Origin of the sequence: Bacteroides sp. B1-V-101, assembly GCF_023656585.1 — a bacterium.
Lineage (GTDB): Bacteria > Bacteroidota > Bacteroidia > Bacteroidales > Bacteroidaceae > Bacteroides > Bacteroides thetaiotaomicron.
The window spans coordinates 14,121-27,394 of sequence record NZ_JAMOKH010000047.1 but is presented as its reverse complement, the minus strand read 5'-3'; the positions used below and the strand labels follow the sequence as shown (position 1 = coordinate 27,394).

Here is a 13,274-nt window from a genome sequence, read left to right as displayed (position 1 = left end):
AAGTGGATACTATAAGAAAAAAAGTATGCAAAATGATTAAAGATGCGAGAATGGCTATTGTAAAATATTTGTGTATTTCACTTTTGACTATAGCTACTATATTAGTTTTAGCAATAGTGTTTGTTCCTCAAATAGAATTGCTACCAGAGTTAGCAGGGCAGTGGAGTTGGTTCTCTAAAATGGGTATTTTATTCTGTTTTATCACTATTTGTACTAGTTGTTTTCACATTCATGGGAAGTCATACTTTCCTGATATCGTAATTTGGGTATTGATTGTGGCAGGAGGAGTAGAGTCCGTTTGGGGATTAGGACAACTATATGGGTTGAATGCTTCCAATCATGCATTGTACTCAATGACTGGTACATTTTTTAATCCTGGTCCATATTCAGGATATTTAGCCATGATTTGTCCGCTTTGCTTATATGAATATTTGCGTTTGAGAATTAAAGTGTCAAAGTCAATATTTGAACTACTACAATATTACTTGGCATTAGCCACCATGATGCTGATATTCTGTGTTTTGCCAGCAGGAATAAGTCGTACTGCATGGATAGCAGTATTTATATCTATCATATATGTATGTGGAGTGCATTTTTCATGGCTCACTAAATTAAGAATAGTATACCAGCAAAAAAAAGGAAAAGTTATAGCTGTTGCTTCTGTTTGTTTTGTTGCTTTGGTGTTGGGAAGTATTATCGTTTTTCAACTAAAGAAAGATTCAGCTTATGGTCGACTGTTTATGTGGAAAATAAGCTGTTTGGCAATTGTTGAAAAACCGTTTAGTGGATATGGTATAAATAATTTTCCTATGGCTTATGGTATGGCACAAGAAACCTATTTCTCTAAAGGCGAATACTCAAAACAAGAGGAACTTGTCGCTGGAAGTCCGGAGTATGCTTTTAATGAATATTTGCAAGTTGCTATAGAATGGGGTATTCCAGTTTTAATTGCCATTTCTATAATTATTATTTTGTGCATAAGGGAAGGTGTAAAACAAAAAAATATAGGAATTTGTGGGGCAATAATTTCTCTTTTAGTTTTTGGACTTGCCTCTTATCCCATGCAGTTACCGACATTTATTATCACATTGGCATTTTTATTGGCTGTATGCTTAATAGGACAATCTAAAATTGGATTATTAATATTTGCATTGATAATAGGAAGTGCTGGCGCATATTGGCTGAAGAGGGACGTATCAAGAGAATGTAAAGAATGGACAGGTTGTCATATATTATATCGAGCGGGAGCATATAGAGAAGCGACGAAGCGATATGAAAAACTTTATCCTAAATTAAATAATAGAGCTATTTTTATGTACGAATATGGACATACATTATATAAATTGAAACAATATGATGTATCACTAGAGATACTGAAAGAAACTACTAGATTAAGTTGTGACCCTATGATCTTGAATATAATGGGCTTGAATTATCAAAATAAAGGGGAGTATGATAAAGCTGAAAAATTATTTATACGTTCTATTCATTTATTACCGGGAAGACTTTACCCTTACTATTTATTAGCTAAGTTATATGCTGTTCCGTCTTTTTATGATGAGGAAAAAATGATAAATATGGCTAATGTGGTACTCAATAAAGAGCCGAAAGTGCCTTCTAAGGCTATAAATACTATGCGCAAAGAAATGAGAGGCTTATTGGATGGATTTATCCCTCTGAATTCTTTCAATTCGAAAGATACGGTCAATTAGAGACAAATGACCGCTCGATTGAATCGAAACGACCGCTCCATTAGATGAAAAGATACGGTTGAAGAGATCGAAACGACCGCTTGATTTACTCCAATCGAGCGGTCGATTATTTTATATAGAGTATAGTCAGGTTGTATTCTGATAGGGATAGGTGGCAAAAATGACAAAGAATACCCCTTTATTTTTTTGCCACTTTGTCACCAACCATGAATTTATTGGAGAATAATACAGTCAGGTCCTTGTTAGTTTAGCTTCTCTTGACATTTTTCTCTCAAATCGTTCTATGTCAACCGAAAAATCTTATTAACTTTGCGAAACTTTTTGAGAAACAATAAAAATTTAATTATATGAATATCTCTTATAACTGGCTGAAAGAGTATGTCAACTTTGATTTGACCCCCGATGAAACGGCTGCTGCGCTGACCTCAATCGGCTTGGAAACAGGTGGTGTAGAAGAAGTGCAAACCATTAAGGGTGGTTTGGAAGGACTCGTAATCGGTGAAGTGCTGACTTGCGAAGAACATCCGAATTCCGACCATCTGCATATCACTACCGTCAATCTGGGAGACGGCGAACCTGTACAGATTGTATGCGGTGCTCCGAATGTAGCTGCCGGACAGAAAGTAGTGGTTGCCACTTTGGGTACCAAACTTTATGACGGCGATGAATGCTTTACTATCAAGAAGTCAAAAATCCGTGGTGTAGAATCTACAGGGATGATTTGTGCAGAAGACGAAATCGGTATCGGTACCGATCATGCAGGAATCATCGTGTTGCCGGCTGAAGCTGTTCCGGGTACTCTCGCCAAAGACTATTATAATATCAAGAGTGACTACGTACTCGAAGTAGATATTACTCCTAACCGTGCAGACGCTTGCTCACACTATGGTGTGGCCCGCGACTTGTATGCTTACCTGATTCAGAATGGCAAGCAGGCTACTTTGCAACGTCCATCTGTAGATGGATTTAAGGTGGAAAATCATGATTTGGATATCGAAGTAGTGGTTGAAAACAGCGAAGCCTGTCCTCACTATGCCGGCGTTACGGTGAAAGGCGTTACTGTGAAGGAAAGCCCCGAATGGTTGCAGAATAAATTGCGCCTGATCGGTGTACGTCCTATTAATAATGTAGTGGATATCACTAATTATATCGTTCATGCTTTCGGTCAGCCATTGCATTGCTTCGATGCCGGAAAGATAAAAGGCAATGAAGTAATTGTCAAGACATTGCCGGAAGGCACTCCGTTCGTCACATTGGATGAAGTGGAACGCAAGTTGAACGAACGCGATCTGATGATCTGCAACAAAGAAGAAGCGATGTGTATTGCCGGTGTATTCGGCGGACTGGATTCCGGTTCTACGGAAGCTACGACAGATGTATTTATCGAAAGTGCTTATTTCCATCCTACATGGGTGCGTAAGACTGCCCGTCGTCACGGTCTGAATACGGATGCTTCTTTCCGTTTCGAACGTGGCATCGATCCGAACGGAGTAATCTATTGTCTGAAACTGGCTGCTCTGATGGTGAAAGAACTGGCCGGTGGCACTATCTCATCCGAAATTAAGGATGTTTGCGTTGCAGCTCCACAAGACTTCATGGTAGAACTTTCTTATGAGAAAGTAAATTCGCTGATTGGTAAAGTAATTCCCGTGGAAACGATAAAGAGCATTGTTACCAGTCTGGAAATGAAAATCATGAATGAGACAGTTGACGGACTGACATTGGCCGTTCCTCCTTATCGTGTAGACGTACAGCGTGATTGCGATGTGATCGAAGATATTCTACGTATCTACGGATATAATAATGTAGAAATCCCGACTACGCTGAACTCCAGTCTGACTACTAAGGGAGAACATGATAAATCAAACAAATTGCAGAATCTGGTTGCTGAACAGCTGGTTGGCTGTGGCTTCAATGAAATACTGAATAATTCTCTGACTCGTGCCGCTTACTACGACGGTCTGGAGAACTATCCATCCAATCATCTGGTGATGCTGCTGAATCCACTGAGTGCCGATCTGAACTGCATGCGTCAGACATTGCTGTTCGGTGGACTGGAAAGTATCGCTCACAATGCAAACCGCAAGAATGCCGATTTGAAATTCTTCGAATTCGGTAACTGCTATTACTTCGATGCGGACAAGAAGAATCCAGAAAAAGTACTGGCTACCTATTCGGAAGACTATCACTTGGGTTTGTGGGTGACTGGAAAGAAAGTTGCCAACTCATGGGCACACCCGGATGAAAACAGTTCGGTATACGAATTGAAGGCTTATGTAGAGAATATATTGAAACGTTTGGGACTGGATTTGCACAACCTGGTAGTTGGCAATCTGACTGACGATATTTTCGCTACCGCACTTTCTGTTCATACCAAGGGTGGTAAGCGTCTTGCCTCTTTCGGTGTTGTGACGAAGAAACTGCTGAAAGCATTCGATATAGATAATGAGGTGTATTATGCCGACTTGAACTGGAAAGAACTGATGAAGGCTATCCGTTCAGTGAAGATCAGCTACAAGGAAATCTCCAAATTCCCTGCTGTGAAGCGTGACTTGGCATTGTTGCTCGACAAGAACGTACAGTTTGCCGAAATCGAAAAAATCGCTTACGATACAGAAAAGAAACTGCTGAAAGAAGTCGAACTCTTCGATGTATACGAAGGTAAGAACATCGAAGCAGGCAAGAAATCCTATGCGGTCAGCTTCCTGCTTCAGGATGAAACTCAGACGCTGAACGATAAGATGATCGATAAGATCATGTCTAAACTGGTGAAGAATCTGGAAGACAAGCTGAATGCAAAATTGAGATAAATTTAAAATTCACAATTCAAAATTAATACAAACCAATGGGAAGAGCATTTGAATATAGAAAAGCCGCAAAGCTGAAAAGATGGGGCCACATGGCTAAAACATTTACAAGACTGGGTAAACAGATCGCTATTGCCGTGAAGGCGGGTGGTCCGGAACCGGAAAATAACCCAACACTGCGTTCGGTCATCGCTACTTGTAAGCGTGAGAATATGCCGAAGGACAATATCGAACGTGCGATTAAGAATGCGATGGGTAAGGACCAGAGCGACTACAAGAGCATGACTTACGAAGGATACGGTCCTCACGGAATTGCTGTCTTTGTAGATACGCTGACTGATAATACGACTCGTACGGTAGCTGATGTACGCTCTGTATTCAACAAATTCGGTGGTAACCTCGGAACAATGGGATCATTGGCTTTCCTTTTCGACCATAAATGTATGTTCACTTTCAAGATAAAGGACGGCATGGATATGGAAGAACTGATTCTTGATCTGATCGATTATGACGTAGAAGATGAGTACGAACAGGATGACGAAGAAGGAACAATCACTATCTACGGTGATCCTAAGAGCTATGCCGCTATTCAGAAACATCTTGAAGAATGTGGTTTCGAAGATGTCGGTGGTGACTTCACTTACATCCCGAACGATCTGAAAGACGTGACTCCGGAACAACGCGAGACTTTGGACAAGATGATAGAACGTCTTGAAGAATTTGATGACGTGCAGACTGTTTATACAAACATGAAGCCGGAAGAAGGCGGAAACGAGGAGTAAGCGGATTATGGAATATGTTTATAGAACCCAGGGTACTTGCAGCACAAACATTGAACTGAATGTAGAAGATGGAGTTGTGAAGGAAGTTGCCTTTTGGGGAGGATGTAACGGAAATCTTCAGGGACTTTCACGTCTGGTAAAGGGAATGAAGGTAGAAGAGGTTATCAAGAAACTTGAAGGAGTACGTTGCAGTGGCAGACCGACGTCCTGTCCCGATCAGTTGTGCCATGCACTGCATGAAATGGGATATTAACGGAAGTCTCCCTTTATAAAATATACACTGGCCTCTGGCAATTCATTTTGCCGGAGGCTTTTTTATTGTGCCGTACCTTTCCCTATTTGTCGGTATTTTGAACCAAAATCGACCTTCGGTCGTTATTTATAAGTATATTTGTGCTGAATAAACTATTATGCAATGATGAAGAATATTTTTCAAGACTTAAAACGGAAAGATCATAAACGCTATCTGGGCGGACTGGATGTTTTTAAATATATTGGTCCCGGGCTTTTGGTAACTGTCGGATTTATTGATCCGGGCAACTGGGCATCAAATTTTGCCGCAGGTTCCGAGTTCGGCTATTCACTTCTTTGGGTGGTCACCTTATCCACTATCATGTTGATTGTCCTCCAGCATAATGTTGCTCACTTGGGGATTGTTACGGGGCTTTGCCTTTCGGAAGCCGCTACGAAATATACTCCTAAATGGGTATCCCGTCCTATTTTGGGTACGGCGGTATTGGCGTCCATTTCTACTTCATTGGCTGAGATTCTGGGAGGAGCCATCGCATTGGAGATGCTGTTTGATATGCCTATTATGTGGGGGGCGGTGCTGACCACTCTCTTTGTCTCCATCATGCTCTTTACCAACTCCTATAAAAAGATAGAACGTTCTATTATTGCCTTTGTCTCGGTGATCGGTCTTTCATTTATTTATGAATTGTTTCTGGTAGAAATAGACTGGCCGGCTGCGACGATGGGCTGGGTGACGCCTGCTTTCCCGAAGGGGAGTATGCTGATTATTATGAGTGTGCTGGGAGCGGTTGTGATGCCTCATAATCTGTTCTTGCATTCGGAGGTAATACAGAGTCATGAGTATAATAAGAAAGACGATTCGTCTATTAAGAAAGTTTTGAAATACGAGTTGTTCGATACGCTTTTCTCGATGATCGTCGGCTGGGCAATTAACAGTGCTATGATTCTGCTGGCTGCTGCTACTTTCTTTAAAAGCGGCATTCAGGTGGAAGAATTGCAGCAAGCCAAATCACTGCTTGAACCTTTATTGGGAAGTAATGCAGCAATCGTATTCGCTTTGGCTCTGTTGATGGCAGGTATTTCGTCCACTATAACAAGCGGAATGGCGGCAGGTTCTATCTTTGCAGGTATCTTCGGAGAATCATATCATATCAAAGACAGTCACTCGCAGGTAGGGGTGATCCTCTCGTTGGGAATTGCGCTGTTACTGATTTTCTTTATTGGCGATCCATTCAAGGGATTACTGATTTCGCAGATGATATTGAGTATCCAGTTGCCTTTCACGGTATTCCTGCAAGTAGGACTGACTTCATCCCGAAAAGTAATGGGGAATTATGTCAATAGCCGTTGGAGTACTTTTGTATTATATGCTATTGCAGTCATTGTTTCGGTATTGAATATAATGCTGCTGTTTTCATAAAACGAACATAAATCTATAAACTATAAAATGATGAAGATTATTACTTATAATGTGAACGGGCTTCGTGCTGCCGTTTCTAAAGGTTTGCCGGAATGGCTGGTGCAGGAGAATCCGGATATTCTTTGTCTGCAAGAGACAAAACTACAGCCGGACCAATATCCGGCAGAAGTGTTTGAAGCTTTGGGTTACAAGGCTTATCTTTATTCTGCACAGAAGAAGGGATATAGCGGTGTGGCGATCCTCACTAAGCAGGAACCCGATCATGTGGAATATGGTATGGGGATAGAAGCTTATGACAATGAAGGACGTTTTATCCGTGCGGATTTTGGCGACTTGTCCGTAGTCAGTGTTTATCATCCTTCGGGAACGAGCGGAGACGAACGGCAGGCATTTAAAATGGTGTGGCTGGAAGACTTTCAGAAATATGTGACAGAGCTGCGCAAGACTCGTCCGAACCTTATCCTTTGCGGTGACTATAATATCTGTCATGAGCCGATTGATATTCATGATCCCGTCCGGAATGCCACGAACAGCGGTTTCCTGCCCGAAGAACGGGAATGGATGACTCGTTTCCTTTCTGCAGGATTTATTGATTCTTTCCGTCTGCTCTATCCGGAGAAACAGGAGTATACGTGGTGGAGCTATCGTTTTAATTCGCGTGCCAAGAATAAAGGCTGGCGGATTGACTATTGCATGACCAGTGAGCCGGTACGTCCGATGCTGAAAAGTGCCAGCATACTGAACGATGCCGTACATTCAGATCATTGTCCAATGGCTTTGGAAATAGAATAAAAACAGAAAATAGCATGGAAGATAGAATACAAAAAGCTGTAGAACTTTTTAAGAGTGGATATAACTGCTCGCAATCTGTAGTAGCTGCATTTGCCGATATGTATGGTTTCACACAAGAGCAGGCAGTGCGTATGTCAGCCTCTTTTGGCGGAGGAATCGGGCGGATGCGTGAGACATGCGGGGCTGCTTGCGGACTGTTTCTGATAGCCGGACTGGAAACCGGAGCTACCGAAGCGACAGATCGTGAAGGAAAAGCTGCAAACTATGCGGTAGTGCAGGAATTGGCTGCCGAATTTAAAAAACGCAACGGGTCGTTGATTTGCGGAGAATTGTTGGGATTAAAGAAAAAAGAGCCGATTTCGACTGTTCCCGAAGAACGTAATACTCAATATTATAGCAAACGTCCGTGTGCTAAAATGGTGGAAGAAGCGGCAAGAATTTGGGTAGAATACCTCGAAAAACACCCTAAATAAGGGGATAAAATGCTTTTTTATTACAAAATCAGCAAAAAAAGATTCAATAAAGTGTTATATAACATAAAAATAACTATCTTTGTCCCCGAAATAAAATCTGAAAGCTTTCGGGCCGGATGATTTTTAAAGCATGTCTAACTATAATTTCAAAAGCAAATGTTGAAAGAAAAAGCAGGTGTAATCGCAGGTAATATCTGGAATGCACTGAATGAAACAGAAGGAATGACTGCCAAGCAACTGAAAAAAGCAACTAAATTGGTTGACAAAGATTTGTTCCTCGGCCTTGGCTGGTTATTGAGAGAAGATAAAGTTTCTGCTGAAGAAGTAGAAGGTGAACTCTTCATCAAATTGATCTAAGCGAGTAACTCACTTAAGCAATAAAAAAATGCGTTGGTACATGATTATAATGTTATCAACGCATTTTTTTATATTCCGCCATTTACGTATCTTTGCACACCAAAAAGACAAAATAATAAGAATTCAGAATGAAGAATATACGAAATTTCTGCATTATTGCCCACATTGACCACGGTAAATCAACCCTGGCAGACCGCTTGCTGGAGTTTACCAACACTATTCAGGTGACTAACGGGCAGATGCTTGATGATATGGATTTGGAGAAGGAGAGAGGTATCACCATCAAGAGCCATGCTATCCAGATGGAGTACAACTACAAGGGTGAAAAGTATACCCTTAACCTGATTGACACTCCGGGACACGTGGACTTTTCGTATGAGGTATCCCGTTCCATTGCTGCTTGCGAAGGCGCACTGCTTATCGTAGACGCATCGCAGGGAGTGCAGGCACAGACCATCTCCAATCTGTATATGGCTATCGAACATGATCTCGAAATTATCCCCATTATCAATAAATGTGATATGGCAAGTGCCATGCCCGAAGAGGTAGAGGACGAAATCGTAGAACTGCTGGGCTGCAAGCGTGATGAGATTATCCGTGCCTCCGGTAAGACCGGAATGGGCGTGGAGGAAATCCTCGCAGCTGTTATCGAACGCATTCCACACCCCGAAGGTGATGAGGAAGCTCCGTTGCAGGCATTGATTTTTGACTCTGTATTCAACTCCTTCCGTGGCATTATCGCTTACTTTAAGATCGAAAACGGAGTGATCCGCAAAGGAGATAAAGTAAAGTTCTTTAATACTGGAAAAGAATATGATGCCGATGAAGTAGGTGTACTGAAAATGGAACTGGTTCCACGTAACGAACTTCGTACGGGCGATGTAGGTTACATTATATCGGGTATCAAGACCTCGAAAGAGGTGAAAGTGGGAGATACCATTACTCACGTTGCCCGTCCGTGCGATAAAGCGATTGCGGGTTTTGAAGAAGTGAAGCCAATGGTTTTTGCCGGAGTCTATCCGATTGAGGCGGAAGATTTTGAGGATCTGCGTGCTTCTCTGGAAAAATTGCAGTTGAATGACGCTTCGCTGACTTTCCAGCCGGAATCTTCATTGGCACTGGGCTTCGGTTTCCGTTGCGGTTTCCTCGGATTGCTTCACATGGAGATTGTACAGGAACGTCTGGATCGTGAATTCGACATGAATGTGATTACTACCGTGCCTAACGTATCTTATAATATATATGATAAACAAGGTAATATGAAAGAAGTGCATAACCCTGGTGGTATGCCTGATCCGACGTTGATCGACCATATTGAAGAACCTTATATCAAAGCGTCTATTATTACGACTACCGATTATATCGGCCCGATTATGACCCTCTGTCTGGGGAAACGTGGAGAACTCTTGAAACAAGAGTATATTTCCGGTAATCGTGTGGAAATATATTATAACATGCCTTTGGGAGAAATCGTGATCGACTTCTATGATCGGCTGAAGAGTATTTCGAAAGGATATGCGTCGTTCGACTATCATCCCAATGGTTTCCGTCCTTCCAAGTTGGTGAAACTGGACATCATGTTGAACGGTGAGCCGGTCGATGCGCTTTCTACGCTGATTCACTTCGATAACGCGTATGATATGGGACGCCGGATGTGTGAGAAACTGAAAGAATTAATCCCTCGCCAGCAGTTTGAAATCGCTATTCAGGCAGCTATCGGGGCTAAGATTATAGCTCGTGAAACTATTAAGGCAGTTCGCAAGGATGTAACTGCGAAGTGTTATGGTGGTGACGTAAGCCGTAAACGTAAACTGCTTGAAAAGCAGAAAAAAGGTAAAAAACGAATGAAACAAATCGGTAATGTGGAAGTGCCGCAGAAAGCCTTCCTCGCCGTACTGAAGCTGGACTAAAAAATGAACCGCAAGCGATTTTTCAGAGAGTTATTCTGAACAAATCGGCTTGCGGTTAGTTTTTTAATACACCAGGTGATTGTCTTCTGTCTGCAGAGCTTTCCTTGGCAATCACCTTTTTTGAAACAAACAACTATAAATATGAGAAAAGTTCTGTCTTTTTCGGGCTTCCTGATGTTGGGGCTCGTCATTTCACAATTCCTCCCGATGATAGCGGGAGAAGGATATGGAGCTGTTAAGGTCCTGTCGAATATACTACTTTATGTATGTCTTAGTTTTATAATGATTAATGTGGGTCGGGAGTTTGTGCTCGACAAAGTCCGCTGGAAAAGTTATGCCGAGGATTATTTTATAGCGATGGCTACAGCTGCCCTGCCTTGGTTCATGATTGCTATCTATTATGTATTCGTGCTTCTTCCGCCTGATTACTGGAACAGTTGGGAGGCTTGGAAAGAGAATCTGCTGCTAAGTCGTTTTGCCGCACCTACGTCGGCCGGTATCTTGTTTACGATGTTGGCGGCTATCGGGCTAAAGTCCAGTTGGATATATAAGAAGATTCAGGTCCTGGCTATTTTTGATGACTTGGATACCATTCTTTTGATGATCCCTCTTCAGATCATGATGATTGGTTTGCGTTGGCAGCTGATTATTGTGGTGGTTATCGTATTTATGCTATTGTCCATTGGATGGAAACAACTGAATAAGTATAACTGGCGGCAGGATTGGAAAGCTATTCTCTTCTATTCCGTTATCATATTTCTGGCTACGCAGATACTTTATCTCGGCAGTAAAGAACTGTACGGAGAAGAAGGAAGTATCCATATCGAAGTCCTGTTGCCGGCATTTGTATTGGGTATGATCATGAAGCATAAAGAGCATGATACTCCTGTAGAACGAAAAGTCTCTACTGGAATCTCCTTCCTGTTTATGTTCTTGGTAGGTATGAGTATGCCTCATTTTATCGGAGTTAACTTTGCGGAAACTCATACAGGAACGCATTCGGTGACAGGTTCGCAGGAGATGATGTCCTGGGGAATGATTTTGTTCCATGTTGTCATAGTCTCTTTCTTATCGAATATAGGCAAACTTTGTCCGATGTTCTTCTATCGTGACCGGAAGTTGAGTGAGCGACTGGCACTTTCCATTGGTATGTTTACCCGCGGTGAGGTAGGTGCCGGAATTATATTTATTGCATTGGGTTATAATCTCGGCGGTCCGGCACTGGTCATTTCCGTACTTACATTGGTGTTGAATCTTATTCTGACAGGAATATTTGTCCTTTGGGTGAAAAACTTGGCTTTAAGGAGCTATAATGATTAAAAAAATCCATATATTGCGGATCAAATACTATAAACACCTTTCATTATGACAATTTTGCGTACAATGCGAAATTTCTCGTCAATGAATATTGCGGCGAGTATCCTTTTGTTTGTAGCGGCAATAGCGGCTGCTATCATAGCCAATTCTCCGGTTGCTCCGGTTTATCAGGAGTTCCTTTTGCATGAACTTCATTTGCAGATCGGTAATTTTAATCTGCTTTCGCATGGCGGAGAGAATCTGCGGATGATCGAGTTCATCAATGACGGGTTGATGACCATCTTTTTCTTGCTGGTAGGATTGGAGATCAAACGGGAGTTGTTGGTTGGTGAGCTTTCTTCCTTCCGCAAGGCGGCGCTTCCCTTTATTGCTGCCTGTGGCGGTATGCTGTTTCCGGTGATTGTTTATATGTCAATCTGTCCTCCGGGCAGTGCGGGAAGTCAGGGATTGGCCATTCCAATGGCAACGGATATTGCTTTTTCGTTAGGGGTATTAAGTCTGTTGGGAAGCCGTGTGCCGTTGAGCCTGAAGATATTTCTGACGGCTTTTGCGGTAGTTGATGATATCGGAGGTATCCTTGTAATTGCTCTTTTTTATAGTTCGCATGTGTCGTATGGGTATATTCTGATAGCCGCATTGCTTTACGTTTTACTTTATTTTATAGGAAAGCGTGGGACTACCAATAAGATTTTCTTTTTAGTGATCGGTGTCGTTATATGGTATTTATTTTTGCAATCCGGTATTCATAGTACCATTTCGGGAGTTATTCTGGCGTTTGTTATTCCGGCGAAACCCCGTCTGGATGTTGGAAAATATATCGAGCATATTCGTCATACAATTGCAGGTTTCCCGGTGGTGGAATCGGGAAGTATCGTATTGACTAATGAGCAGATTGCCAAACTGAAAGAGGTCGAATCTGCTTCCGACCGTGTTATCAGTCCTCTGCAGTCTTTGGAGGATAATTTGCATGGAGCTGTCAATTATCTGATTCTTCCGTTGTTTGCCTTTGTCAATGCAGGCGTTGTCTTTAGTGGTGGCGGTGAGCTGGTAGGAAGTGTAGGGATGGCAGTGGCAGCAGGGTTGCTGTTTGGTAAATTTGCGGGAATTTATTTCTTTACCTGGTTGGCTATAAAGATAAGACTTACTCCAATGCCGCCGGGTATGACTTGGAAGAATCTTTCCGGTATAGCTCTGTTGGGAGGGATCGGTTTTACGGTGTCGCTTTTCATTGCCAATCTTTCTTTTGGTGCAAATTATCCTGTTCTGTTGAATCAGGCTAAGTTCGGAGTGCTATCGGGGACTATTCTTTCCGGATTATTAGGATACATTGTACTCAGGATAGTATTACCTGTCCGAAAGCGGAAATAATAATTAGAGATCAGTCGTTCAGGCATATCGGATATTCATCAGGCGATATGCCTTTTTATTGTATATATAATATAAGGTGAAAAT

At 42.0% G+C, this 13,274-nt stretch carries 11 protein-coding genes; all 11 read left to right on the top strand.

Annotated features, from left to right (window positions below):
- Positions 1 to 32: 32 nt before the first annotated feature.
- The 11 genes from NBH01_RS23045 (at position 33) to nhaA (ending at position 13,190) form a co-directional block, all read left to right on the top strand.
- The gene (locus tag NBH01_RS23045; RefSeq protein ID WP_225694322.1) at positions 33 to 1,712 is read left to right on the top strand and encodes an O-antigen ligase family protein; all 1,680 of its coding nucleotides are present in this window, start codon (positions 33 to 35) and stop codon (positions 1,710 to 1,712) included.
- Positions 1,713 to 2,059: 347 nt separating this feature from the next.
- Positions 2,060 to 4,522, top strand: coding sequence for a phenylalanine--tRNA ligase subunit beta (gene pheT, locus NBH01_RS23040; protein ID WP_048692290.1), 2,463 nt, complete (start codon positions 2,060 to 2,062; stop codon positions 4,520 to 4,522).
- A 35-nt stretch (positions 4,523 to 4,557) separates the two neighbouring features.
- Positions 4,558 to 5,301, top strand: coding sequence for a YebC/PmpR family DNA-binding transcriptional regulator (locus NBH01_RS23035; protein WP_016267368.1), 744 nt, complete (start codon positions 4,558 to 4,560; stop codon positions 5,299 to 5,301).
- A gap of 7 nt (positions 5,302 to 5,308) precedes the next feature.
- Complete coding sequence (locus NBH01_RS23030) at positions 5,309 to 5,554, top strand: TIGR03905 family TSCPD domain-containing protein (protein ID WP_008761253.1); 246 nt, start codon at positions 5,309 to 5,311, stop codon at positions 5,552 to 5,554.
- A 165-nt stretch (positions 5,555 to 5,719) separates the two neighbouring features.
- Entirely contained in the window at positions 5,720 to 6,973 is a 1,254-nt protein-coding gene (locus NBH01_RS23025) for an Nramp family divalent metal transporter (RefSeq protein WP_032813770.1), read from the top strand.
- Positions 6,974 to 7,003: 30 nt separating this feature from the next.
- Positions 7,004 to 7,765, top strand: coding sequence for an exodeoxyribonuclease III (locus NBH01_RS23020; RefSeq protein ID WP_016267370.1), 762 nt, complete (start codon positions 7,004 to 7,006; stop codon positions 7,763 to 7,765).
- Positions 7,766 to 7,779: 14 nt separating this feature from the next.
- Positions 7,780 to 8,238 carry a C-GCAxxG-C-C family protein gene (locus tag NBH01_RS23015; protein WP_008765511.1) on the top strand — a complete coding sequence of 153 codons (459 nt, stop codon included), beginning with the start codon at positions 7,780 to 7,782 and terminating at the stop codon, positions 8,236 to 8,238.
- Between the two features lie 156 nt (positions 8,239 to 8,394).
- Positions 8,395 to 8,595, top strand: a complete 201-nt coding sequence (locus NBH01_RS23010; RefSeq protein WP_008761257.1) for a winged helix-turn-helix domain-containing protein — start codon at positions 8,395 to 8,397, stop codon at positions 8,593 to 8,595.
- A gap of 128 nt (positions 8,596 to 8,723) precedes the next feature.
- Positions 8,724 to 10,505: a translation elongation factor 4 gene (lepA, locus tag NBH01_RS23005; RefSeq protein WP_055218225.1), complete on the top strand. Its 1,782-nt coding sequence runs from the start codon at positions 8,724 to 8,726 to the stop codon at positions 10,503 to 10,505.
- Between the two features lie 141 nt (positions 10,506 to 10,646).
- Entirely contained in the window at positions 10,647 to 11,825 is a 1,179-nt protein-coding gene (locus NBH01_RS23000; RefSeq protein ID WP_118306894.1) for a cation:proton antiporter family protein, read from the top strand.
- A 45-nt stretch (positions 11,826 to 11,870) separates the two neighbouring features.
- Positions 11,871 to 13,190 (top strand): Na+/H+ antiporter NhaA, encoded by a 1,320-nt coding sequence (gene nhaA, locus NBH01_RS22995; RefSeq protein WP_054959458.1) that lies wholly within the window; start codon positions 11,871 to 11,873, stop codon positions 13,188 to 13,190.
- Positions 13,191 to 13,274 lie beyond the last annotated feature (84 nt).

Coding starts and splice junctions, on each gene's coding strand:
- NBH01_RS23045 (WP_225694322.1), top strand. CDS start 33: ATGATTAAAGATGCGAGAATGGCTATTGTAAAATATTTGTGTATTTCA.
- pheT (WP_048692290.1), top strand. CDS start 2,060: ATGAATATCTCTTATAACTGGCTGAAAGAGTATGTCAACTTTGATTTG.
- NBH01_RS23035 (WP_016267368.1), top strand. CDS start 4,558: ATGGGAAGAGCATTTGAATATAGAAAAGCCGCAAAGCTGAAAAGATGG.
- NBH01_RS23030 (WP_008761253.1), top strand. CDS start 5,309: ATGGAATATGTTTATAGAACCCAGGGTACTTGCAGCACAAACATTGAA.
- NBH01_RS23025 (WP_032813770.1), top strand. CDS start 5,720: ATGAAGAATATTTTTCAAGACTTAAAACGGAAAGATCATAAACGCTAT.
- NBH01_RS23020 (WP_016267370.1), top strand. CDS start 7,004: ATGAAGATTATTACTTATAATGTGAACGGGCTTCGTGCTGCCGTTTCT.
- NBH01_RS23015 (WP_008765511.1), top strand. CDS start 7,780: ATGGAAGATAGAATACAAAAAGCTGTAGAACTTTTTAAGAGTGGATAT.
- NBH01_RS23010 (WP_008761257.1), top strand. CDS start 8,395: ATGTTGAAAGAAAAAGCAGGTGTAATCGCAGGTAATATCTGGAATGCA.
- lepA (WP_055218225.1), top strand. CDS start 8,724: ATGAAGAATATACGAAATTTCTGCATTATTGCCCACATTGACCACGGT.
- NBH01_RS23000 (WP_118306894.1), top strand. CDS start 10,647: ATGAGAAAAGTTCTGTCTTTTTCGGGCTTCCTGATGTTGGGGCTCGTC.
- nhaA (WP_054959458.1), top strand. CDS start 11,871: ATGACAATTTTGCGTACAATGCGAAATTTCTCGTCAATGAATATTGCG.